The following is a 21,743-nucleotide window of genomic DNA, read 5'->3' as shown; positions in this document are numbered from 1 at the left end:
ACTTATGCCGAAAGGATAGCACCACAAATGGTAGGGTAAACAGAGGTAGGCATATATTCCGAAAGCATGAAGCAATCCATATTTTGTTTATTATATGTACGATACAATGTTTAGACATAGTTTAATTTCATGAGGGGTTATAAATGCAGATAGATGGACATCATACTCTCACATACGTTGTTGCAAGGCTTGCGGGGCTTGATCATGAAGATGCAGATATTGTCGCATATAGTGCACAATATGTTGACGAGGCAACCAATAAGGGAGTGATTAAGTTCGACAATGGAGCAATGTATCATCGTACTGCTTCCGCCCATAAAATGTTGGACTACAGAAATTCAAATGAGCTTGCAAACCACCGAGTTTGGGTGCCATTTCATTTTTTACCAGGAAATGGTGGTTTACCTGCTGGCGAGAATCCTACAGGAACATTTATCGAAAAGCTTATTTGTAAGCCAGATAGCTACATTGCTCGTGACATGCTTAAATCAATGTTAGGAGATAAAGATAAAAATTACTCTCTTCATCGACTCGGAATAACCTTACACGTATATGCAGATACTTTTGCACATCAAGGGTTCTCTGGGGTAAATCATAAAGTCAATGAGGTTACAGACCTCAGTAGTGGTAAGGCAGAAAAAGATGATAGCTTTATTGAAAAAATGAAAAACTTCTTCGTCAGTACAATGTTCCCACTTGGCCATGGTGCTTCATTATCTCATCCTGACAAGCCATTTTTATCATGGAGTTACATCGATGGCAATGGACGCGCTGTACAAAGAGACAATCACCAAATATTTTGTGATGCGGCAGATGCGATGTGTCGAGTTGTTCAATGTTACATAGCCAACGATAAATTAATGAATATAGATAAGCAATTAGGCTTATCAGGCACGGATAAAGCTTTAATAGGTAATCTTCTTGCTGAATTCACAAGTGAAGATGGTGATGAAAGACATGCCTCTTGGTTAAATGCTATATCCTCAGGTAAATTTTCATTTGGTGCAGTTAGATTAGAATTCAAGCCTAAAGGAGTGGGTTCATGGAAGCATCAAGCAATCAACCAAGAGAAAGAAAAAGATAAAGATGAAGATGTGTTCCCATACCATGATGATTTTTTACATTCGAACTGGAAGCTATTTCATGATGCTCTTCAAGCGCACAGGTTCGATATATTGCATGATATTCTACCTAAATATGGAATTTGTGTTGCCTAACCCCACTAAGTTCTAAATCGAATTATCAGGGATATACTTTGTTTGACCACTACAGTAGGAGATTCTAGATGAACATACTTCTTATTGCTGCTCTTGGAGCTATCTTTCAGGAACTGATGTACTGGTATGGGAAACGCCACGAGATTTTTGAAAATGGGATTACTACAAATAAACATGGAGTATATATTTATTTAGTTATTGTTATATTAGTTGTTGTTGGCTCATCTGCCGGTACGTATATTTGGTTTCATGATAGGCAATCCCCTCCCCCCCTCATAGACGTACTAGTGTTCGGAGCTGCTTTTCCCGCTCTATTTAAAGTGATGGCAAAGGGAGCAGTAAAGACAGGAAGCGAAACCAAGCTAGGAAAGTTAAGTGAAACAGCACAGTTCGTTAAAAAGTACTTGGGGTAGTCTAATGAATAAGTGCCGATGCATTGTAGGATTTATACTTTTTTTACTGCTACTACATAACCCCACTTATGGAAGTAAAATTTATAAGACCCAAGAAGAGATTTTAGATATTCATGTAGGATATGAAGAATCGATTGTTATTGGAGACACTAAATCTTCGTATTTTCAAACAAGTATTTTAGGAGCACTATTTAAGTTCTTTCCGGAGATAATTGAATCTTTATTTAAATTTATTGGAGATTTAATCATAGGAATATTTGATGTTTTGACCACTGTATTAAAGGCTATTTTCGATGGACTGTCGTGGATATTTGATCAGGTCCTTAATCTATTTGATGTGGTTGTTAAATTTTTCTTTGGTCTTGTTTCAGAAAAATCCGCGGTTAGATCGGTATTGGATGCACCCGATGGCACCTATTCACATTCTTTTGTAAATAATGAAAACTTAAGTGATGAACTTGCGAACGAGATAAGCTCCAAATTACGACCATCTTTTGGAGTTTTTGCTTCTATACCAACCGGTGCAGATGACTATCATAAGATATTTCCCAACACTACACCTAGTCCAGGTGCAATAAACGAAATAAAAAAAGTTCGAATGCAGATAAATAATTTGCAATCACTATACGGAGATGGTGTCGAGAGCACTGTTTCTGGACGATCAGCGTTAGATTTTGCTAACTATCTATCATCGGCGAAGTCTGACTATGTTACGATCATAGGCCATAATGATGATGGGGATTTTGCATTCTTAACCCCTCCGTCGATAGGCTTAACTAAAATGGCTGCTATGTGTGTTACCGCAAATAAGAAGTGCATATTTTTATCATGTGAATCATCGAGTTATATTGGTGATAACATTACCGATACCATTAGCATAAATCCGTCTATTAGTTACGATGATGCGTTTAAAGTGGTAGATGCCGTGATAAAATCTTCCTCATATTCTAGTAGTTTTTCATTAGCCGAAATTGAAACAGTTGTTCAGAAAACACTTACTATAGCGAAGTACAAACCGGTTGTTCAATTTGTTGTTGTTTCTTCTTCATCAATATCTGGGTTAGCGGGAATTGTGATTTTGATTGAAGATGAAAAGGCGCCTAACAAGGAAAACTAAATATCTCTATATATGGGGTGCCACATAGTTTCATTTTTATGTCCTCATTTCAGCTGTGCGTATAACATATACTTTAGGCTTGAACGTGAATCGTAAGAACTTACCATATGATAGTCAGGTCTTTCATTTTGCACGTCAATGCAAAAGACAGGAGCATGATGCACTGCACTTGAATTTAAGCAAAGAGATCACCGCAAACCTAAAAAAGATGAACTGACCACACTACTCAGTTATTTACAAAAAATGAATCAACAATTCTGACCTCAGCAACGCTTAGCAGTTCGCACTAAGCGCCAATTATTTCGATGATTATTTACTATTATTAATTGAGCGTTTAAGTAACTCAAACGAATGCTGAATCTGCGCTAATGGCGCTGCAAAATTCATGCGGTAATAGTTTTCATCTGATTCACCAAACCAAGTCCCGGGTGTTAATGCCATTTTGGCTTGCTCTGTTAACAACGATTTTAGCCTATCTGACGTTAAGCCTAAGCCAGTAAAATCGAACCAAATCTGATTAGTTCCTTCTGGTACAAAGGTTTTTACTTGCGGTAGCTCACTCGCCATAAACGCAACGATCCAGTGACGAGTCTGTTGGGTGTAAGATAAAAAGGCATCAAACCACGGTTTACCCTGTTGGTAAGCAGCGATCGTGGCATACATAGTGAAGGCATTGCCGTGATCCAGTGACATAGACGCTGAGGTTGCTTTTATTTTCTCACGTAAGCGTTGATTATCACTGTAAATATAACCGTTAGAAATACTGTTTAAACCAAAGTTTTTAGCGGGCGAACCAATAATCGTCAGACTGTTGTCGTAATCGAGCGAAGCCATACTGGTGAAGCTTGAGCCTTCAAAAATAATATCAGCATGTACTTCATCACTGATAATCAATATCTCATATTTTTTGGCGATAGCGACCAAACGCTGTAACTCCATTTTTGTCCAAACGCGTCCGACAGGGTTATGCGGATTACACAATAGCACCATATGAACATCACCACTTTTTAACTTGTTTTCAAAACCTTCAAAGTCGATAACGTAACGGTCATTTTCAATGTTAAGCGGATTATTAACCGCCTTACGACCCGCTGATTCAATCAAACGACGGAATTGGTGATACACAGGCGTTTGGATTAAGACCCCCTCGCCTTCATTGGTAAAGTCGCGAATCAACATGGCAATCGCACTCAACACCCCCGGCACCTGCACAAAATGATCAGGGTTTAAATCAAGATCGTGACGATCTTTGTTCCATGTCGAAATCGATTCAAACAGCGTTTTTGAATCGAATTCATAGGAATAAGACTCTCGGCTGACCAGTTGTTGCATCGCATCGCTGATTGGAGAGGCGATGGGAAAATCCATATCGGCAATCCAATAAGGTGTGACATCGTTTGTGCCATAGACTTGATTGAGCATACTGCTATCGTGCTTAATGAATTTGTTATTTATGTCGTTGCGATCCGGCGTGTCTTTGAACATTTTTTTATCCTATTATATTAACCTGTTATTAATAAGACGCAGCTGCCCCAAAAAAGACGCAACTATTTTTCCCTCTCCTTCGACAAAGGTAATTTATGAGGCAATTAATGATTAGTTAATCAGTGCTAAGGAATCTAAAATACCTTTACCACTATGAATACCTCCCTCATTTTCACTGGCAGGTTTACTGCGAATAAGATAACCCGCGTAACCATCAAACTGTGTGGCGGGCTTTCCATCATAATAAGCAGTAAACAAACCAACTTCACTCACTAAGTCATCAACCAGTGTTTGCTCACTATCACGTACCGCAATGGTTGGTACCTCTCGTTCATGGGGATATAAACGTTGCATTAATGCCCACGCATCATATTCTTCAACGGTGAGTTGCTGTAATTTTTCACTAATATCATCACCAAATACACAATGCCCACCACCTTCACCTTGATTTTTTAACACCCATTGCTGTTTATCCGCTTGGCGATTAAACCAATCAATCGTCTCTTTATTGATTGGCTTCATTTCTGCTAATACACTTTTGACCAATTTGGCCTGTTCAAGATCAAGTCCCCAGCGCGCATAGCCTTCAGCGGGCATCATGGTCAGTAGCATTTGCATGGTTTTACTGGTCGCAAGTTGTTGGCTAAACGTCGCATTCACCGCCACATGGTGCTGCTCGATAAATAATCGTGTTTGGCTTAAGGTATGACAACATACCGATTCATCCTGCTCAGGCGAATAATAATCCACATACTGATACCCAGCCCTTAGGTATAGCGCATCAATTGCGCCGACGCCTTCTAATAATAAACGTTGATTATTTCCCGTTGAAAGCTGTGTACTGAGTTGTTCAAAGGTGCGCCTTAGCGTGCGTATCCCTTGCTGTTGCAGTGCGATTTCAAGCAGATGTTGATCATAAACATTATCTTCATTTTCTTGTACCACCATCAAAAAGGTAGGTTGAGATTTTTCAGTATCAGGATTAGTGGGGGTAAAAGTAGCGTTAACGGATTTAGCAGCTTGCGAAATAGCATAAGCAAGTTGCTCAAGCCCATGATTCTCAGCAGGTATTGATTGGCTATCTTCCGACCAATTCTGGTATACCTGTGGCCATTGATTTTTTATAAAAGCATGGAACTCTGTGGCACGTTGCCCAAAGGGTGCCATTCCCGCTGCAATACCATTGAATTCAATCACCTTAGCACCATGTTGACGATCTTCCATAAAGTCTGTGCGCATCAGTAATAATGGTTTACGCGCAGGTGTCAGTCGATTTTCAATATCACCATGTGCCTGCTGATGTAAAGCGAGTAAACGTGCAAAAAACGGATCTGCTTTAGCAACATCACCTAGCGATGATTGCAGGAAGTCATGATCTTCTGAGACATTATTGATCAGTTTCGAGATAAGTGGCGTCACAGACCGTAGGTGCTCAAATACCGTTCGTTGCATGGTCATTGGCGCGATACTAAATGGGCAGTGTCTCGCGGTATTATCGGCTTGGCGGAACGCAACGCCATGCATAATAGCCCATTCACTTGCTCCATCGATAATTTGCGATGCAATCAATGGGGTTGATTGATGGGCCATGGTTTCTCCAAAAAATTAAAAAGTGCGCAATGAAGTGGGCATTAAAAACCGACGTCATCGTCAAATAGGTGCTGACTAATAAGGAAAGTATGCTTGTTTAGCTAAAAAATAAAATAAAAGCATTAAACGAAAGGGTTAACATTTAGTATGCTTAATAGGATTTTTTCGAGAATAAGCAGTTATCCCCTCTTGGTCCATTTCGAAATCACAGCAAGCCATCATCTGTTCACGAAATTTAACACGGCTTCTCTGCACCCTGCTCTTCGCACCAGAAAGTGACAAACCAAGCTTATCTGCAATCGCTTGTTGTGGCATCCCTTCTAACTCAGCTAAGCGTAATGGTGTGCCATATTTTTCTGGTAACTCGTCGATCAACGGGCGTAAACATTGTGCTAACTCCTCGCGTGCCTGTTTACCCGTATCGCGCTCTTCAGCAACAAGATCGTCTGGCAATTCTTCGAAAGGTTGACGTCCTCGATAAAAATCCATGATGGTATTATGGGCAATACGATACAACCAACCTTTCAAACTACCTGTTGATTTCAATTGGTGCAGATTATTACTGGCTTTGATGTAAACATCCTGCAGAATGTCATCGACAGCATCGGGATCATCAATACGTTTGCTCACGTAGCTACGTAGTTGCTCTTTGTGGTTTTGCCATTCAGCTATCATACAAATAGACTCTCAATTGAATAAATATGTTCCTAAGCTTAGACGAAGCAATCTGTAAAAAGACGCAAAAAATAATATTTTTACAGCTCACTCTTCATGGTTTTATAATTATTGATAATTTTATCTTTAATCGATGTTGCCCACTTATTAGCGAGGAATGAAGGTTGGTAAGCTAAATAATAAGGTGTTTCACTCATATTTTCGTCAAAGATGTGTAACCCTTCATCATTACTGCTATCGATAAAATATTCCGGCAACACACCGACACCAGTATTAGCAATAATGGCTTGGTAAATCCCAAAGCTATTATTAATGACCTGCATGTTTTTATGCTGATGAAAAGACTTACCATGTTTAACAAAGAGTTTTTCCCATGTATTACTTTTTACTGCAGACCTGACAACAATACGATGTGATTCAGTGATGTCGTCAAACTTTGAAAGCAGGTTCACCAGTGCATAATCTCGGCTACACACCAACAAATTCTTAGTCGTCATTAGCGGTAAATACTCTAAACCACTTTCATTGGTATGAATTCTTATCGAGAAATCGAACTCACTTTTCTTTAACTCTACCATCTGGTCTGCCAAATCGAGATTGATAATCAATTTGTTCGTCTCTAATGTCGACAGCATAGGGGCAAGTAACTTAACACCAAAATCTACTGGCGCCGTTATCGCTAATGCCGTTCTATGTTGATTAACCTGAGTATCCAACACCACTTGATTAAAATTACGCTCAAGAATGGCGTATTCCTGAAACAGTTTATTACCCTTATTGGTTAATTCCACCTTACTACCCTGCCCGCGAACAAACAGCTGAAAACCTAATTTGTCTTCTAAGCATTTTATTTGATAACTAATAGAGGGCTGTGAGACTGATAATTCAGTGGCGGCATGAGAAAAACTGAGGTTTCGTGCAACCGCAGAAAAGTAAGGTAAATGGCTAGATAGACGCTTTAGCATAGAACAATCCGATGTAAATATTAAATTAATCGATTTTATTAATATAGTGCCGTTATGCAATTATAGTGTCAATCAAAACCTAACTGAGGACGCTGATGACACTCTTTAAAATGAACACCTTCGCCATCTCGTTCCCACTAGCTAGACGACTGATTAATAAACAGGGGTACAACAGTTATAGCGACTCCCTTTCATCGGACTCGTGCTTTGCACTCAATTTATAGTCAATAACTAGCATGAGGATACACCCATGAAGAATAAACATTTAGGGACAACAGTGCTCGATCAAGCCCAAATAAAAGCGGGTGTAACACGTGTCGCCACAAAGCTTAATCAACAATTTGAAGCGCAAAGTGCCATCGTCATTACCGTCGTACCTGGGGGCATATTGTTTACCTCCGATTTAGTTCGAGAGTTAACCTTTGATATCGGTATGGACACCATTTCATGCCCGCATACGCCAGGGGAAAGAAACAATGATTCACCGATTGCCTTTCATGAGAATATTAAGCTTGATAACCAGAATGTTATTTTGATCGACGATGCGATTGAATCAGGCGGCACGATGAAACGGATTGCACACTATCTCAATGAAAGCTTTAATTTGAAATCACTGACCATAGCCACCCTATTTGTAAAAGCGGGTCGCGTTAATATCCCCGTTACCCAGTGCTATGGCTATGAAATGCAAAACGATGATTTATTAGTGGGTTATGGGTTACCTTGGCAGGATAAACAGCGCAACATTCCGTATATATCAACGCTTATAAAATAACTTTAATAGGGCTTTATTGACCCTTACACAAATAAAAAGAGACACAACATGTATAAAATAATGGCATCAGATTTAGACGGCACCTTACTAACATCTGATCATAAAATCCTGCCTTTCACCCAAAAAACCTTAACACAATTGCATCAACAGGGTAAAGAATTTGCTTTTGCAACGGGTCGACATCATATTGATGTTGGCCAAATGCGCGAGCAATTAGGCATCCCCGCATATATGATAACCTCAAATGGCGCGTGTATTCACAACAGTGAAAATGAGCTCGTTTTTCAACAAAACTTATCGGCTGATGTTATCAGTCAGGTGATTAATAGTGTAAAAAATGACCCTCAAATTAATATTAATATCTATCGTCATGATGATTGGCTCGCCAATAAAATTGATGAAAAAACATTGTGTGGTCACGCTAATTTCCCCTGTAGCCTATTTGATATAAACAACCCACCATTAGAAAACGTGTCTAAGATATTTTTAACTCATCAACAGCAAGATCATGAAAATTTAGCAGGATGGGAAGAAAAACTGAAAACGCAACTATCAGATTTTGCCCATGTCACTTTCTCTTCTCCTTCGTGTCTTGAAATTATGGACTCAGGCGTTTCAAAAGGTAACGCACTAGAAGCAATTGCGAAATTAAAAGGCGTAACCTTGCAGGATTGTATTGCTTTTGGCGATGGAATGAATGATGTCGAAATGCTAACAATGGCAGGTAAAGGTATTGTAATGGGCACTAGCCACTATCGCGTTAAAAATGCACTACCAACGCTAGAAGTGATCGGTAATAGTGACGATCAGGCGGTTGCACATTATTTAACAGAGCATTTATTGTTAGTTGAGGCTAGCTAACCTGAATTAAAAAAGGCCGATAATATGAAGTCAGTTATCGGCCTTATTGAGTTTTACTATATACTTCACTCTTCTAGCGTCACGACCTCAGTAATAACTTCTGTTTTAACTTAATTTGCAATAAAACAACGTTCATGGGCTTGATGATGCAACGCTTCTAACGGTGCTATCGTCGGCTGTTTTCTCCTGAAAATACACACCATGGCGAAGTGTCACCTTAGTCAGACTCACTTTTCCATCGCTGTCTTTACCCATTACACCAATCGCATCATCGACATAGCGATCCACAATAAAATATTGTTTAGCAACAATGCTTAAAAGAACAACATCTGGCAACTTGAAATTGATGCAAAAGACAATACCTGAACCCATGTTCTTTATACTCAGCCTCTCAGAAATAGCAGTTTTAAACGATTATTAAGCTCAAAGCGAAATATAGTTACGTGCATGATCTCATTATTGTATGTTTTTGAAAATGTAGTGACTAATCCCACAGTGTACACATATCTCTGCATTATAGATTTTAATGTGCAGGGCTTTGATGTAACTTTGCTGCTTTGCTTTTTATTGTTATTCAGCTATTCAGCTATTCATGATAAAAAATAAGAACTGGACACCCAAACCTTTTCAAGTCAATTATTGTCCCATACAAATTAATGTTGTTTACTTTAAACTTCTAATTTTCGACTTAAATATGAAAGATATTGTGATGTAATAATAAAATAAAGTCGCTAAAAAAGTGTCCGGTTTTATTAACCATCACAGTTCTGCCTTTATCCAGTTTAAAAGCGGGCAACGACATCGATGCAATTAATACCCGCTCTTTGTTAGTAGAATTAGTTTATAAAATTGTTACCTAAGCTTCTGTATTACTTTAAGCGATTTTTGTAGAATACAGGAATTTTTGCCTGAAGCTTAATATGCTAACTGGGCGGAATAAATTATCGATGTTTTATTAAGGATCCTGAATGACCATACAGCTTGAAAATAATACTTTGGCCGCATTAACTGAGCGTTCAACTTCTCTTTATGAAGACAAACTTTTAGTCTCCAATATTGACGATATTGAAATAACATATGCTCAAGCAGGAGAAAAGATTGCTCTGCTTCATAGTATTTTCCAAGAGTTAGGAATAAAGCAGGGTGATAAAGTGGCTATCTGTAGTGAGAATATGCCACATTGGGGTATTGTCTACCTTGCTATCACATCTATGGGCGCAGTTGTTGTGCCAATTTTACCTGACTTTCATCTTAATGAAGTTCAGCACATCATCAAGCATGCTGAAGTTGTTGCTCTCTTCGTTTCTAAGAAAATCAATGCTAAATTTAATGAAGATGGCTATAGCTCACCGCTACAGTATGTTTTTTCACTGGAATCACTTGAGCTATTAGAAGATAAAACATCCAAGCACTCGGAACTGGTTTCTAAAATTGCACTGTTTAAAGAAAAAGCGCTGCATCTTGCACATTTGCGCTCTGACAGTCAGGTTTTATCAATCGATGAAAATGATCTCGCTTCGATTATCTATACCTCGGGTACAACTGGCCAGTCTAAAGGGGTAATGTTATCCCATAAAAATATCATTTCGCAGTTCCAGCAGATACAAAGCATGGTGGGTATTCACAGCGAAGATAAGTTTCTATCCATATTGCCTTTGGCACATACCTACGAGTGTTCTGCTGGGTTTATCGTCCCTTTTTCAACGGGTGCTTCCATACATTACATCAGTAAAGTACCTTCGCCAAAAATAATTCTGGCAGCGATGCAGAAGGTACAGCCGACCTGTATGTTAAGTGTGCCACTGGTCATTGAAAAAATTTACAAATCAAAAGTACAGGCTCAATTTAATAAAAATAGAGTGATCAAATATCTTTATGAAAACGTTACCTTTGTGCGCAAACAATTAAATAAGATTGCAGGTAAAAAACTCGAAGAAAGTTTCGGCGGGCAAATGCGCCTTTTTGGTGTTGGTGGTTCAAAGCTCTCTCCTTTTGTTGAGGCGTTTTTATCTGAAGCGAATTTTCCTTATGCGATTGGTTACGGCTTGACTGAGACGGCGCCGATTATTGCAGCTGCTGCTCCTGGCTGTACTAAGGTCGGTACAACAGGGCTAATTGTTCCTGACGTTGAATATCGTTTTAATAAGCAATCTGAAGATCAACGTGACGGTGAATTACATGTTCGCGGACCAAATATAATGATGGGTTATTATAAAGATGCGGTACGTACTGCAGAGGTATTAGACGAAGATGGTTGGTTAAATACTGGCGATCTGGGATATATAGATGAAAATGGAATATTGACCATTAACGGCCGTAGTAAAAATGTGATTATCGGGGCCAGTGGGGAAAATATCTATCCTGAAGCGGTGGAATCTGTTATTAACCAGCACGCATTGGTTTTAGACTCTTTTGTGTATGAACTCGAACATAAAGTTGTTGCAAAAATACATATTGATTACGAGCAGTTTGATGATTCTCACAATATCAGTAAAACCAGTGATTCCGCTTTGCACAGTGATATTTTATCACTATTAGAAGAGATTCGAACAACAGTGAATACTCAGCTTTCCAGCTATTCGAAAATCACCAAAGTTACCGAGCAACGCGAACCGTTTATCACTACCCCGACTAAAAAAATAAAACGTTACCTACATACTTAAGCGATTCTTATTTTTAGGCTAGGTTCAGCAAACGTTTGGCTTTGTGTCGAGTGTTTGTTGACGTTTCACCGTTGAAGTATCGATGTGTACCTTGATGAAAAAAGAGCTTTATCGCTTTGCCTATGGCAGAAAATAGGGAATAGCGCGAATGACAAAGTCTTTAATCTATTTACCTGTCAAACCACTTGCTGAGCCAGACCATTTATACATGGAAAACTGTATTAAGTGCTTTGTAGTCAGTTTTTTAATTGCGGTTAATTTAATAACTCGTAAATATTAGTTAACATTGCCCTCTACAAATTAACCACCAAAGTATCACTGTAAAATTAAATAATAAACATAACAATCTGTTACAGATTTATTAATAATAAAAGTTAAAAAACCTCCAACAGTAAACGACGTAATCGTAACGGTATCCCTCTATTCCGCACACTTCCCCCAATGCCTAACAGAATCACAAAGATAAAACAGATGGTTTATACATGGCTCTCTTGGGAACGCTGAGTAACCTTAACTGAATGGGTATGTTTATTTACTGTAATAGTTTTTAACGCTCAGAGGTAACTGAGTGACGCTAAGGTGGGCTAAACGATAAATAAGGCAAGGTTCAGGTCTTTCATTTTGCATTATTGAGGTTTCATTGCTTGGGATAGTTACGATCTATTAAGCTGAATGAGGTTGTGTAGGTTAATGATTGTATTGAGGCAGCTTTGGGGAGTTTATTCCAATATTCCATCTAGATAGACAGGTAGAAGTACTTATTCAAAGTTGTTTAACTGGGATATAGAGATTTTTTCGAGAGAGTTAAACTTGGGAACTGATTGCATCGTGTCGGCTCGATTGTCGCTTATGAGTAACACTGATGTAACGTTTTGAGTAAAGAGGCTGATAAATCAGCCTCTTAGAATGTGGCGGTGACGGAGAGATTCGAACTCTCGAAAGGTTGCCCTTTACACGCTTTCCAGGCGTGCTCCTTCAGCCACTCGGACACGTCACCAATTGCGAAGCTAATCTTGCTAAGCGGAGCGCATGATAGATAACTCCCCTCATTAAATCAACCACTAATCGCAATTTTTAGCTATTTATTCAGTAATAAGACCTAATTCTTGGCGAAGATGCACTGTTGCACCAACTAAACCAGGATTATCATGGGTAATTAGGTAAGTAGGAACCGTTGCAAGGTACGATTGGAAACGCCCTTTTTCTTCAAAGAATGCACGGAATTTGCTGTTTTCGAAGAACTCAACGAAACGTGGCACAATACCGCCAGCGATGTAAACACCACCAGTACAATCTAAGTTAAGTGCCAAGTTACCACCAAAGCCGCCCATCGCTTCACAGAAAACGTGTAAGCTTCTGTTTGCTAGTGCGCAGGTATTATCAATGCCAGCTGCTGTTACTTCTTTAGGCTCTTTAAATTCAATCGGTTTATCATTGATACGACACAAAGCTTGATAAATGTTAACTAGACCTTGACCAGAAAGTAGGCGTTCACCTGAAACATGACCAAACTGTTCTTGTAATGACAGTAAAATATCAGACTGCTCACGAGTATTCGGTGCGAAACTAACGTGTCCACCCTCACCGTCAAGACTTACCCATTTTTGGCCATTGTAGATGATATGAGAAACACCTAAACCAGTACCAGGACCAAACACAGCAGTGACACCGTGTTTTTTAGCTTCGCCTTGTCCAACTTGGATTTTGTCGTTATCCGTTAAAAACGGTACCGCTAAAGAGATAGCAGTATAGTCATTGATAACAAATAGGTGCTCAACGTTTAGTGTTGCCTTTAATTCTAGTTGAGAAAATTTCCAACTTAAATTAGTCATTGCAACAAAATCGCCCTCAACAGGACAAGCAATACCAAGACAAACTGATGTAACAGGCTCAGAAAGCGTTGAAAAGTATTCAAGAATTGCTGCATCTAACGTTTCGAATTCAGCACACGCATAAGTTAGTAACTGACTCGTTTCCCCAGTCTTATTACAACAAACCGCTAAACGGATATTTGTTCCGCCAATATCGGCCACTACTGATAACATATTTCTTCCTTTATTTAAGTTAATTGATAATGATTTTCTTCATTACTGTAATTAAAATACAGATTTATTGATCTAGCACGCTTTTTATCTGTAATAAAATAACAGTAATGTGGCATTTGTTTATGATAAATGAGGATTAATGCTTTATCATGTAATATTATGTAATATATTTACAGATGCATTTCAAATGCTCCCAAAAACGTATTTTTATCATTAGTTTACATTGTTCAAATGCGCAAATTAATCCCACTATTTTAAGTGAAAAAAACAATTTATAGTAGAGTAGATATGAATACTTTAGAGTTAATACAGAAAAATATTGATACGTTCAGCAAATCTGAAAGAAAAGTTGCCGAAGTTATCATCGCTGCACCTCAAGTTGCTATTCATTCGAGCATTGCGACCCTTGCAAGAATGGCAGAAGTGAGCGAACCAACCGTGAATCGTTTTTGTCGACGTTTAGAGACAAAGGGTTTTCCTGACTTTAAGTTACACTTAGCCCAAAGTCTGGCTAATGGTACGCCTTATGTGAATCGCAACGTCAATGAAGATGATGGGCCAGATGCTTACACGTCTAAGATTTTTGAATCCACGATGGCCTGTTTAGATGTTGCCAAAAATTCGCTTGATGTTAATTTAATCAATCGAGCTGTTGATGTGCTTACGCAAGCTAAAAAAATCTCTTTTTTTGGTTTAGGTGCTTCATCAAGTGTTGCCCATGATGCACTTAATAAATTCTTCCGTTTTAATATTCCTGTTTCATGTTTCGACGATATCGTGATGCAAAAGATGAGTTGTATTAATAGCGGTGAAGGTGATGTGATTGTCCTTATCTCGCATACGGGTCGAACTAAGGCACTGGTTGAAGTGGCTAGCCTAGCACGTGAGAACGATGCTTTTGTGATCGCCTTAACTGCGCTTAACTCACCACTTGCTGAGCAAAGTAACTTGGTGTTATCGATGGGCGTACCTGAAGATACGGATATTTATATGCCAATGGCATCACGTATTGCACAACTGGTTTTGATCGATGTGTTAGCAACCGGCTTTACATTACGTCGTGGTCCTAAGTTTAGAGATAACTTGAAACGCGTTAAGCAAGAGATTCAAGAATCTCGTTATACTAAGTTTGCTGGTGATGTTGAGTAATAACAGATAACAATACGTACATTAAACGTAACAAAGCGAGAGTTGACACCCGTCGAGAGATTAACGCCGTTAATCTGCTCTCGCTAGCATTACATTAAAATAGCTTTGTCTTTTAAAACTTATGCAGCCATCAGTCATTTCCCTCTATTTAATAATGATATTTTTATAATTTTTTTGGTATAATTCCATTTAATCATACTATTACACTCAACTTATGAAGGAACATTAAATGATTAGACGTACTAAAATTGTTACAACACTAGGTCCTGCAACAGATAAAGGTGATAACCTCGAGCAAATTATTGCTGCAGGCGCCAATATGGTGCGCATGAACTTTTCACATGGCGAAGCGGTCGATCATATTAAACGTGCGAATGATGTACGTGAAATTGCAGCACGTTTAGGTAAAGAAGTCGCTATTATGGGCGATCTGCAAGGACCTAAAATTCGTGTTTCAACGTTCAAAGATAACAAAATTCAATTAGCTGTTGGTGATCTCTTTGTACTCGATAGTGATTTAGAAAAAGGACAAGGCACGCAACAAGCCGTTGGTCTTGATTACAAAACACTGCCACAAGAGGTTAAACAAGGCGATCTGTTATTGCTTGATGATGGTCGTGTACAGATGGAAGTTGATTTTGTTGAAGGTAACAAAGTACATACGATAGTGACTATCGGTGGCCCTCTTTCAAATAATAAAGGTATCAACTTAAAAGGTGGCGGCCTTTCTGCGCCTGCCTTAACAGATAAAGATAAGCGCGATATTATCACTGCTGCTGAAATTAAGTGTGACTACTTAGCGGTCTCTTTCCCACGTAAGGGTGAAGATCTTCATTACGCGCGTAAACTTGCACGTGAAGCAGGCTGTTTTGCAAAAATCGTTGCTAAAGTTGAGCGTGCTGAAGCCGTTGAAACGGAAGAAGCGTTAGAAGATATCATTCTTGCATCAGACGTTGTGATGGTTGCACGTGGTGATTTAGGTGTTGAAATTGGCGATGCACGCTTAGTCGGCGTACAAAAAAATATGATTCGTACGGCACGCCGTTTAAACCGTGTGGTTATCACAGCAACACAGATGATGGAATCGATGATCAGTGCACCCATGCCAACACGTGCTGAAGTAATGGATGTTGCCAATGCCGTGTTAGATGGTACTGATGCAGTAATGCTTTCTGGTGAAACTGCGGCAGGTGATTACCCAGTTGAAACGGTGAAAGCGATGAGTGAAGTGTGTGTCGGCGCTGAAAAGCACCCGAGCATTAACGTTTCAAATCACCGTATCAACTATACCTTCGACGATCCAGGCGAAGCATTAGCAATGACAACCATGTTTGCAGCAAACCATACGGTAGGTGTAAAAGCGATTGTTGCATTAACAGAGTCGGGAACCACCCCGCTATTGATGTCACGCTTAAGCTCTGGCTTACCAATCTATGCACTTTCAAGTAATCAACAAACACTTAACTATTGTGCACTTTACCGTGGTGTTACGCCGATTAAATTTAACTCGACTACAACTGATAGTGTTGAATTTATTAAAAATGCGATTGAAACATTAAAAGCACAAGGCTTAATAAATGTTGATGATCGTATTCTTATTACCCATGGTGATAGCAACGGAGCAGGCTTTACTAATACCTGTAAAATTGTGGAAGTGAGCTAAGCAGTTAAGCGCTACTAAAGAGGATCCTTTGATCCTTTTTAGTATTCATAAAAGGTTGATTTTAATATTTATGCAACGCATTGGTAATTTACATTTTAATGTCTAGACTAAATGGTGTTCAAGGTATTTATTCCTTATTAGAAATCACCTTTTTCCCAAGTCTAGGATCCCCTTTACCCTAGACTTTTTTTTGCCTATAAAACGTAACTATGCACTTAACTGCTGCAATTTCTGAAATTTATTATTGTCATCAAGTGTTAATTCAAAACGCCCTCTTACCCCCAACTGAGAGAAAAATGGCACTAAGCGCATCGCTGGCATTTGTAACATTGCGCCGTTTTCTTCGCGTACTTTGACCACAGTATTAGGTGTACGATAGAGCTGTTCAAAGGCTTGATAAGTTATATTTAAACGAAAGTAATAGTGTTTCACGTGCTGACCTTAATCTTTAAATGTAGTGAATTCCCGATATCATCAGTAAAACCCTGTATATGCCATTATTCCACTTCGCACTTACAATAGAGTAACAGTATTTTCCTTCACCATAAATCAAATGTACCTTTTTTGTGCTGTAGCAACAAAATTACTCGTGCTCAACTGGTGCTCTTTTGCGAAGGTGTTAGAATCCAAACTTATTTCTAAGTAATGGATAGTACTATGTTATTTTTAGCAAAAAAATGGATTGGTGGATTATTAATGCCACTGCCTCTGTTTCTCAGTGTTTTTTTAATCGCATTAATTCTACTCTTTTTTACCCAAAAACAAAAAACTGCAAAGCTATTATTGCTGTTCAGCTTTGCTTTTATTTTCCTGCTTAGCTTGATGCCAGTCTCTGAACGTTTGGCGCATCATGTTGAACGTAAACACCTGCCAATTTTGCAGCACAATGCAGCGCAAAATTTTGATTATATTTTACTGCTTGGCTCTGGGGGGATTGCTGATCCAAGTCTTCCGGTTAATAGTCAACTTTCCGCTGTTGCAAACAGTCGATTTTTGGAAGCGTTACGTTTATTCCAAGCGAACCGCAATGCAACACTGGTTGTTTCTGGTGCCAATTTTGGTGATATAAAGTCACATGCGCAGATGATGCAAGAGATGGCGATTGTGATGGGAATACCAGCGAGACAAATAATGAAGCTAGATAATAACTTAGATACCGATGATGAAGCGAAAAAGATGTCGCACATAATTCGTGGCAAAAAATCGGTGTTAGTCACTTCTGCAACGCATATGGACAGAGCATTAAACTTGTTTTATAAATATGGCACCGCGCCGACTGCCGCACCAACAAACTACTTAGCTAAAAATAGACTGGGTGAAACACCAAGTTCTTATTATATCCCCAATTCATATTACTTATACAAAAGTAAAACGGCTTGGCATGAGTATATCGGTGCATTACAAAATTGGATTAAGAGTTTTCTTTAAAGACGACATAAATGGAAGGGGTTGAAATAAAACGGTTACGCTTTCACTGTAACCGTTGTAGATAGTTATACCAATTGAGATTCTTGCTTAACAACAGCCTGTGCAACGACCATATGCTCACCATTAAATGCAATTGATGGTGAACTATATAACTCATAACCTTCTGCAAGTAATTTGGTAATACGCACGCAAAACTCTGAGTCATCTTTACCAGTAATTAATTTATACGTTTCTGTAGGTTGTGGCATATCTATATCCTTCTCGTTGTTTAAATGACTTACCAATACTTTGGTTAGCCCAAGAATACGACGCAGTGCTGAAAAGAGATATTCAAAGCGTTTGAAACTGTGAATCACCACCACCAAAGTATAAAAAAACGGCGCATTTAGCGCCGTTTTTGTGAACATAAACTTAAATGAATAAAATATAGTCAGCCTACATTTCACTCATTTTTCTTTAATAGTTAAAGGTTTATGGACGATATACCTTAACGTTAGTAAATCCAGCTTCTTTTAAGTACAGTGCTTGTAACTGACTCATAACGCCTCGGTCACAATAAAGAAGATAGGTTTTATCTTGTGGTAGTTTTTCAAATTGAGTCGCTAATTTGAAAAATGCAATATGTTCAACCTCGACACCTTCAACCACAAGTGGCGATTCCTCTTCCTCTTCTGGAGAGCGAATATCTAAGATAACGTCATTTTCAGTAAATTCAGAAACAGAATCAACCTCAGCAACTTCTTCATGTGCTGCTTTAGCGATATCTTTAATGTCTAATACGTCAGCGCTTAATACCACCTGCTCGATCAGAGAAAGATCAAATTTTGCTTCCTCTTTTTCGATTTTCTTCATTACCGCTTTAACCGTCGGACGTTGTGAAATAACACCACAGTATTCAGGAATGGTTTCAGAAAGTTCAGCAGTACCAATTTGTCGTGCACAATCAATGATATCTTGCTTATCAGTCACGATTAACGGACGTAAAATAAGCATGTCGGTTACTTTGTCGATCACTGATAAGTTACGTAGCGTTTGACTAGAAACTTGACCTAATGCTTCACCGGTTACTAATGCTTCTACCGCTAAACGTTCAGCCACTAATGCACCGGCACGCATCATCATACGTTTTAATACCACGCCCATTTGACCGTTATCTACTTTCTCTAAGATTTCTGCCACAACAGGTTCAAAAGGAATAGACACAAATTTCACGCGATGTGATGCGCCAAAACGTTCCCATAAACGATATGCAACTTGCTTAACGCCAATCTCATGGGCTGCGCCACCAAGATTAAAGAAACAATAATGTACGCGAGAGCCACGTTTAATAAACTGGTAACTTGATACACCTGAATCAAAACCACCAGAAATAAGTGATAATACAGATTCTTGAGAACCTAGTGGGAATCCACCTAAACCAGGATGACGCTTATCGATAAAGAACAGTTTGTCGTTATTAATTTCAAGCTGTACGGTAATATCCATGCCTTTCAGCTTAACGCCAATTGCACCGGTATTTTGGTTCAGACCACCACCAATATAACGCTCAGCTTCAATCGATGAAAACTCATGCTTACCAATACGTTTAACACGAACACAAAAGGTTTTACCCTCTAAGGTATCGGCTACGCGCAGTTTAGTTTGCTCATAGGCATCATGTAAATCGGTAAACTCAGTTTCGTTCACTTCTAAAAAGTGCGCAATACCCGGTGTACTAGACAACATTTGAATGATGGTTGCTTTGTTTTCAGCACTGTTGTTATCAGTGCGAACAACAATCTTATCCCACTCTAAAATAACCTTTACATCTTCATCGTAGTTACGAAGTATGTTGCGGATATTTCCCTGTAGCATTTTGCTAAAACGTTTACGCACAGGTTTACTTTTCATCATGATTTCAGGGAAAAGTTTGACAATAAATTTCATGTTAGTTCACTGTATTGGTTGAGTAGAATAAGGAGGCGGATTATAGCGCCAATTGTGATTGCTGTAAAACAGTGTGGTTTACTTCACACTCTCCTAGTTCTGTCGCAACATAAGTTGACTCGCCAGAAATAGTAATAGATAGCTCCATGGTACGTTTAACAAGTTTAGCAAGTTGTTGAATTTGCTCAAATTGAAATTGGTATACCGATAAGTTCTTCAACGTAGAAAACTCAGCTTCGCCCTGTCTCCACCAAACATCTGATTTGCTGTTGAAGCTATAAACACACGCTGATTTAGCAACACGACTGGCTTTCTTGATACGATCAAACGCAGGTTCGCCCATATCAATCCATAACAAAAATTCATCGGATAAACTTTTAGCCCAAATATCAGGTTCATCAACGTTAGAAAGCCCTTTAGTAAAGGTGATAAATTCCTGTTGAGAGTGTAAACATAAGGCAATCACACGTGCCATCATGCGTTCTGTTGTTTCCGAAGGATGCTGGGCAACGGTTAAACTAAACGCATCATAAACGTCGTTATTAAGATCTGAGCGGTTTACGTTCATTTTGAAAATTGTTGGTTTTAACGCCATTATTATTTATTCCATGGATTAGCTGGATCATATTCAGGCTCTTCTTTAGCCCAACTATCAGTTGTATTGTTCTTTTTACCGCCACTGCGCATAGTTGATGCATGATCAATCATTTTGCTGGTTAGCTCAGTAATCTCAGCAGGCAGAATGCCTAATGGCTCACCTAATGAAGATCGGTCACGGGGAGGAATCATTAACTGTTTATCGTCTGGCCAAGGGTAGTTTTTAAACATGTAAAGATAACAGTTTTCGACTTTTTCTTTTGCCCACTCATGATTGCGAAGAAACTTCATGGTTGACTTTAAACCAGTGTGAAATTGAAAACGCTCGATATTTAATACTTCTGCAAGGGTTTCCCAACCATAACAATCGGAGATATCGGTAAGTAGTTGATCGAGTTTTAATCCGTACAATGGATTGGGCGTTTTTTTAGCTTTAGGCGATACAGGGTCTGTCACAATAAGATGTCCTTTAGAATAAGGGGGGGATTCTATCGTTATTCTAGACAAATTACCTTTATATTTAGTAAATAGTACAATCTACGTTGAAACAATCACAGTGTAGGGTAGGAATGCCGCAATGCGAAAATCGCATTGCGGTTAAATTTTTATTGTTCTACAAAAATAATGTTATCTGTATCAAACCCTCGTGCTTTAGACATCGTCATAAACTTATCAATGACGGCTTGTGGCACAGTCGGCGTTCTGGCCAGCAACCATAAGTAATCAACATTTGGTCCTGAAACAAAAGCGTATTGATAATTCTCATATTCTAATTCAAAAATTACATAAGCTCCGTAAAAAGGACCAAAGAAAGAAACTTTCAGATAACCTTCGTTATCCTTATCGACAAAATAGGCTTTACCCTGCGCTTCTTTCCATTCGTTTTTGATTTCAGAAAAACCGCGATTAACCACTTTTACACCACCATCCTCTTGTAAGCTGTATGTGGCACTCACTTGATTCATGCCTCTTTCAAAGGAGTGGTCCAAACGCGCAATCTCGTACCACTTACCTAAATAACGTTGTAGTTCGAAATCGTCAACAGGCTTAACGGTTTTAGGCATACCGGTACAACCAGATAACAATAATGACGTGAGTAGTAACGCCGTCGTCATTTTAATGTTGTTTCTGATCACTCTGTACATCGTTTTCACATTGTCCATTAAGTTGTTCA

21 protein-coding genes and 1 tRNA gene are annotated in these 21,743 nt (G+C 38.9%); 9 read left to right on the top strand and 13 right to left on the bottom strand.

Going from position 1 to position 21,743, the window contains the following annotated elements; genetic code table 11:
- The first annotated feature begins 143 nt into the window (after window positions 1-143).
- From QQK09_RS10945 to QQK09_RS10935, 3 genes are all read left to right on the top strand, one after another.
- Window positions 144-1,217 (top strand): DUF6765 family protein, encoded by a 1,074-nt coding sequence (locus tag QQK09_RS10945; protein WP_284204174.1) that lies wholly within the window; start codon window positions 144-146, stop codon window positions 1,215-1,217.
- Between the two features lie 68 nt (window positions 1,218-1,285).
- Window positions 1,286-1,630 carry a hypothetical protein gene (locus QQK09_RS10940; protein ID WP_284204173.1) on the top strand — a complete coding sequence of 115 codons (345 nt, stop codon included), beginning with the start codon at window positions 1,286-1,288 and terminating at the stop codon, window positions 1,628-1,630.
- On the top strand, window positions 1,593-2,747 hold the full coding sequence (locus QQK09_RS10935) for a hypothetical protein (protein WP_284204172.1): 1,155 nt from the start codon (window positions 1,593-1,595) through the stop codon (window positions 2,745-2,747). Before QQK09_RS10940 ends, QQK09_RS10935 begins: the two co-directional genes overlap by 38 nt.
- Before the next feature lie 309 nt (window positions 2,748-3,056).
- On the opposite strand, the gene QQK09_RS10930 is transcribed toward QQK09_RS10935, so the two are convergent.
- From QQK09_RS10930 to QQK09_RS10915, 4 genes are all read right to left on the bottom strand, one after another.
- Window positions 3,057-4,232, bottom strand: a complete 1,176-nt coding sequence (locus QQK09_RS10930) for a MalY/PatB family protein (protein ID WP_284204171.1) — start codon at window positions 4,230-4,232, stop codon at window positions 3,057-3,059.
- A gap of 111 nt (window positions 4,233-4,343) precedes the next feature.
- A complete protein-coding gene (locus tag QQK09_RS10925) occupies window positions 4,344-5,822 on the bottom strand; it encodes a glutathione synthase (protein ID WP_284204170.1) in 1,479 nt (492 codons plus the stop codon).
- A gap of 135 nt (window positions 5,823-5,957) precedes the next feature.
- The gene (gene sigZ, locus QQK09_RS10920; protein ID WP_284204169.1) at window positions 5,958-6,497 is read right to left on the bottom strand and encodes an RNA polymerase sigma factor SigZ; all 540 of its coding nucleotides are present in this window, start codon (window positions 6,495-6,497) and stop codon (window positions 5,958-5,960) included.
- Between the two features lie 80 nt (window positions 6,498-6,577).
- Complete coding sequence (locus QQK09_RS10915; RefSeq protein ID WP_284204168.1) at window positions 6,578-7,462, bottom strand: LysR family transcriptional regulator; 885 nt, start codon at window positions 7,460-7,462, stop codon at window positions 6,578-6,580.
- 250 nt (window positions 7,463-7,712) lie between these two features.
- Between QQK09_RS10915 and QQK09_RS10910 the strand changes: the two genes are divergently transcribed.
- Together QQK09_RS10910 and QQK09_RS10905 are read left to right on the top strand one after the other, a co-directional pair.
- A complete protein-coding gene (locus QQK09_RS10910; protein WP_284204167.1) occupies window positions 7,713-8,237 on the top strand; it encodes a phosphoribosyltransferase in 525 nt (174 codons plus the stop codon).
- 48 nt (window positions 8,238-8,285) lie between these two features.
- A complete protein-coding gene (locus QQK09_RS10905; protein ID WP_284204166.1) occupies window positions 8,286-9,098 on the top strand; it encodes a Cof-type HAD-IIB family hydrolase in 813 nt (270 codons plus the stop codon).
- A 132-nt stretch (window positions 9,099-9,230) separates the two neighbouring features.
- On the opposite strand, the gene QQK09_RS10900 is transcribed toward QQK09_RS10905, so the two are convergent.
- Window positions 9,231-9,470, bottom strand: a complete 240-nt coding sequence (locus QQK09_RS10900) for a hypothetical protein (protein WP_284204165.1) — start codon at window positions 9,468-9,470, stop codon at window positions 9,231-9,233.
- Window positions 9,471-10,066: 596 nt separating this feature from the next.
- Between QQK09_RS10900 and QQK09_RS10895 the strand changes: the two genes are divergently transcribed.
- The gene (locus QQK09_RS10895; RefSeq protein ID WP_284204164.1) at window positions 10,067-11,761 is read left to right on the top strand and encodes an AMP-binding protein; all 1,695 of its coding nucleotides are present in this window, start codon (window positions 10,067-10,069) and stop codon (window positions 11,759-11,761) included.
- Between the two features lie 909 nt (window positions 11,762-12,670).
- On the opposite strand, the gene QQK09_RS10890 is transcribed toward QQK09_RS10895, so the two are convergent.
- Together QQK09_RS10890 and QQK09_RS10885 are read right to left on the bottom strand one after the other, a co-directional pair.
- Window positions 12,671-12,758, bottom strand: a tRNA-Ser gene (locus QQK09_RS10890).
- Window positions 12,759-12,843: 85 nt separating this feature from the next.
- The gene (locus QQK09_RS10885; protein ID WP_284204163.1) at window positions 12,844-13,806 is read right to left on the bottom strand and encodes a glucokinase; all 963 of its coding nucleotides are present in this window, start codon (window positions 13,804-13,806) and stop codon (window positions 12,844-12,846) included.
- 288 nt (window positions 13,807-14,094) lie between these two features.
- Between QQK09_RS10885 and QQK09_RS10880 the strand changes: the two genes are divergently transcribed.
- Window positions 14,095-14,955: a MurR/RpiR family transcriptional regulator gene (locus tag QQK09_RS10880; protein ID WP_284204162.1), complete on the top strand. Its 861-nt coding sequence runs from the start codon at window positions 14,095-14,097 to the stop codon at window positions 14,953-14,955.
- 229 nt (window positions 14,956-15,184) lie between these two features.
- The gene (gene pyk / locus QQK09_RS10875) at window positions 15,185-16,618 is read left to right on the top strand and encodes a pyruvate kinase (protein WP_284204161.1); all 1,434 of its coding nucleotides are present in this window, start codon (window positions 15,185-15,187) and stop codon (window positions 16,616-16,618) included.
- Window positions 16,619-16,825: 207 nt separating this feature from the next.
- Here pyk and QQK09_RS10870 read toward each other — a convergent pair whose 3' ends face one another.
- Window positions 16,826-17,050 carry a DUF2835 domain-containing protein gene (locus QQK09_RS10870; RefSeq protein WP_284204160.1) on the bottom strand — a complete coding sequence of 75 codons (225 nt, stop codon included), beginning with the start codon at window positions 17,048-17,050 and terminating at the stop codon, window positions 16,826-16,828.
- A 225-nt stretch (window positions 17,051-17,275) separates the two neighbouring features.
- On the opposite strand from QQK09_RS10870, the gene QQK09_RS10865 reads away from it, so the two are divergent.
- Window positions 17,276-18,046 carry an ElyC/SanA/YdcF family protein gene (locus tag QQK09_RS10865; RefSeq protein WP_284204159.1) on the top strand — a complete coding sequence of 257 codons (771 nt, stop codon included), beginning with the start codon at window positions 17,276-17,278 and terminating at the stop codon, window positions 18,044-18,046.
- Window positions 18,047-18,111: 65 nt separating this feature from the next.
- Here QQK09_RS10865 and QQK09_RS10860 read toward each other — a convergent pair whose 3' ends face one another.
- From QQK09_RS10860 to QQK09_RS10840, 5 genes are all read right to left on the bottom strand, one after another.
- A complete protein-coding gene (locus tag QQK09_RS10860) occupies window positions 18,112-18,294 on the bottom strand; it encodes a DUF1737 domain-containing protein (protein ID WP_284204158.1) in 183 nt (60 codons plus the stop codon).
- A 223-nt stretch (window positions 18,295-18,517) separates the two neighbouring features.
- Window positions 18,518-19,972, bottom strand: a complete 1,455-nt coding sequence (thiI, locus tag QQK09_RS10855; RefSeq protein ID WP_284204157.1) for a tRNA uracil 4-sulfurtransferase ThiI — start codon at window positions 19,970-19,972, stop codon at window positions 18,518-18,520.
- A gap of 40 nt (window positions 19,973-20,012) precedes the next feature.
- A complete protein-coding gene (locus QQK09_RS10850) occupies window positions 20,013-20,567 on the bottom strand; it encodes a YaeQ family protein (protein ID WP_284204156.1) in 555 nt (184 codons plus the stop codon).
- A gap of 2 nt (window positions 20,568-20,569) precedes the next feature.
- Window positions 20,570-21,025: a VF530 family DNA-binding protein gene (locus QQK09_RS10845; protein WP_284204155.1), complete on the bottom strand. Its 456-nt coding sequence runs from the start codon at window positions 21,023-21,025 to the stop codon at window positions 20,570-20,572.
- Window positions 21,026-21,174: 149 nt separating this feature from the next.
- Entirely contained in the window at window positions 21,175-21,684 is a 510-nt protein-coding gene (locus QQK09_RS10840) for a lipocalin family protein (RefSeq protein ID WP_284204208.1), read from the bottom strand.
- Window positions 21,685-21,743 lie beyond the last annotated feature (59 nt).

The sequence above is a fragment of the Psychromonas marina genome, assembly GCF_030161115.1.
Lineage (GTDB): Bacteria > Pseudomonadota > Gammaproteobacteria > Enterobacterales > Psychromonadaceae > Psychromonas > Psychromonas marina.
Note: the sequence above shows the minus strand (reverse complement) of the source record. Positions and strands in the feature narration are given on the sequence as shown.